This is a genomic window from Thiomicrorhabdus sp., assembly GCF_041583835.1.
Classification (GTDB): domain Bacteria; phylum Pseudomonadota; class Gammaproteobacteria; order Thiomicrospirales; family Thiomicrospiraceae; genus Thiomicrorhabdus.
Genome location: NZ_JBFHFC010000041.1, coordinates 1 through 2,803 on the forward strand (window position 1 = coordinate 1; position 2,803 = coordinate 2,803).

Sequence of the window (2,803 nt, forward strand, 5' to 3'; positions counted from 1 at the left end):
AGCTGCGTATTATATGCTTCTTTCGATTTTGAAGTCAACAATTATTTTCAAATTATTTTCTTCAATTTCTTTCCGCTTACTCAGCTTCCCTTCGCGTCTCAGCGGTTGTTCACCACCTCGTCTTGAAGAGGTGCGTATTATGCCGAGACTACCCTTGGGTGTCAACAGCAAATTTGAAAAAATATTAATTTTTTTTTACTGGTTCAAAATATCATCGGGTTCATTAGATTTCTTTTCGACCTTATCGCCATTTTTCTCCTGGATTACAGGCGCAGTCCAAGGCCCTGTGACATCATACTTATATGTCACCAAATCTTCGTTAATATCAGGGATTACTTTCATCAAGGCGTAAATCGCCAAAGCGCCTAACGGTGTTGCCACTCCGGTCAACGCACTCAATGCAGGCAATGAACTCCCTAACGCCGGAGTCACGTCCGCTCTCAAATCAAAATTTCTTTCTACCAGATTCACGGCTCCGAACAAATCAACCTTTGCAGAGGGTGCCTGCAACTTGAAGCCGTCCAAGTTCATCTTTCCATCATTAAATATAGCCTTACCCTTAATACTGTCATACGCCATACCCTTGGTTGTCACATCTTTCATGTCCAGCGAAAGTCTTCTTGCCAAGGAAGTAACGTTCAACAAACCTAATAATCTGGCAAACCCCGGCTCGACATCTTCAATTACCCCATTCTTGATTTCGAAGTCGGTCCGTCCAGTCAATCCCAGCAAATCAAAGCACTCCAAACCACCCGACCACGCGATATTAGCTTTCAAATCCGCATTCTTACCTGAAAAACCCTGTTTAAGACCCAAGAGTTCGGTCAAAGCCTTTACATCATTGGACGTAACTTTAATAGCGGCACTACTCTGCTTCGGCATTTTATGGAAAAAGTATTGTCCGCTTAACACCCCTGCTTTTTTTGCAAAAACCGCATTCAAATTCTTAAAATGCAATGCATTACGATTGTCTTCTATTTGAAAATTAAGTTGATCAATCGCAATATCATTAACCACAACTCCCTTTCCGTTAAAGGTCACTTTAGGCCATGTTCCCAAGGATGGCGTTTTCAACTTACATTGCTGCAACTGTCTCTGAGCTTCCTCGGGATCAATCGTATTTTGCGAAAACGTATCTTCAGGCAAGTTCAACCGCAAACGATCGACATTAATATCCAAAGCCTCGTCATTAAGCAAGGTTGCAACCCCTAGAGCATAATCAGACGACACATTAAAAGCCAACTGCCCCTTTTGCACAGTTTGCCACGTCAAATCAAACTCGGGATAACTTTGATTGAAAAACAGAACAGACTTTGCCTTCAAATTTGATTTAGCCCACACCAAACTTTTTAACCATTCAGGAGAGCCACTCGTGGAATCGCCGGACTTCCACTTTAACCAACCGTCCAAATCGACTTGATCCAGCACCCCGTTAACGGCCATTTTGTTTTTTTCCGACACGACGGCTGCGGTATCCCCACCCCCAACCTTAACGGCCCCGTCCATAATTTCCATTGCCGGACCGTCCGTCTTCACATTCAATGCAAACACGCCAAACCGATCAACACTTCCGGCAACCGATACTTTCCCGTCGCGCACCATTAAACTCGCCCTTGCCTTACCGCCTAATGTCTCGTTATTCAATGGCGCCGGCATTAACCATTCGGCTTTGGTCGTATCGGCATTAATATCGATACCGACACCACTCGATGTTTTGTTGGTAGGTATCTTGACAGCTGCGTCCCAATCGACCGGGCCTTTCAAAATGCCGGGGTAATCTGGTTGCGCAGTACCCGCAACCTTAATTTGGATTTGCTTTTGGCTCTGGTCGGTCGAAATTTTAATATTTGCCGTCCCGCCTTCAAATCCGGACCTTAAGCCCGGACTGCTCACGCCTTTCTCCGTAAAATCTAATGTACCGTCAATATTGCTAAACGTTAATTGGTCGAAAAGCTTCCATTGTACGTTGTCGAAAAGAACACTTCCGGACACCCGCTCATCCTGTTCGGCATATCCGTAAACCGGAATCCATATTTCCTGCAAATCCACCTCAACATCACCCTGCATTGCGAGTTTTTCAGGATCATTTAAGAAATCGTTCACACCCAGCTTGTCAGGTAAAGGCGTTTCCGCAAGATAAGCGCTTGCCGATTCGCTACTCCCAGCCGCTTTACCTTTGATATTGACGGCAATATCTTTGGTTTCTAGATGATCAATCAACACATCAACATCAGTGGCAACCAAGTCCGACTTTAATTGAATCGAATCCGATACAATATTTAACCGATATGGCGAAAACTTAATTGTTGCATCAAAACCCGTTAGTGCAGGCCACTTAGGCTGGAATTTAAGATGGGTATTTTTTATCGAAGCCTCGCCCCCAAACGAAGTCTCCCCTTCCGTAAACGGATAATCATTCAAATCCCCTTTGAAAAACAAATCTCCCTTAACCTCTTCACCGGAAACCAAAGCGCTTTTCAACCAAGACTGCAACTTATCGGACATCAAACCATAGGGTAAATACTGCTTTGTCTTTTCAAGAGTTCCGGGCTCGATCGATAATTTAGCATCCAGACCGCCAGAAAAATCCCCTTCCGCCACCAATTCAACCGGCATTTCATCCCATGAGAGTTTCAAAGGGTTTAACTTCCACGAATGTGCATGCTGATCGAACTTACCTCTTAACATGCCATTCAAGTCAAAACGCATTGGTACGGCATGCACTCGCGGTTCCATCACCCAAAAAGGCTTATCGACAATGACTTGAAAATCTTCGCCTCGCTTGTCGACATACAACTTTTCC

At 44.5% G+C, this 2,803-nt stretch carries 1 protein-coding gene; it reads right to left on the bottom strand.

What is annotated here, in order from left to right; genetic code table 11:
• Positions 1-195: 195 nt before the first annotated feature.
• Positions 196-2,803 (bottom strand): YhdP family protein (locus tag ABY044_RS12085; RefSeq protein WP_373020992.1); only part of this gene is annotated, 2,608 nt, incomplete at its 5' end.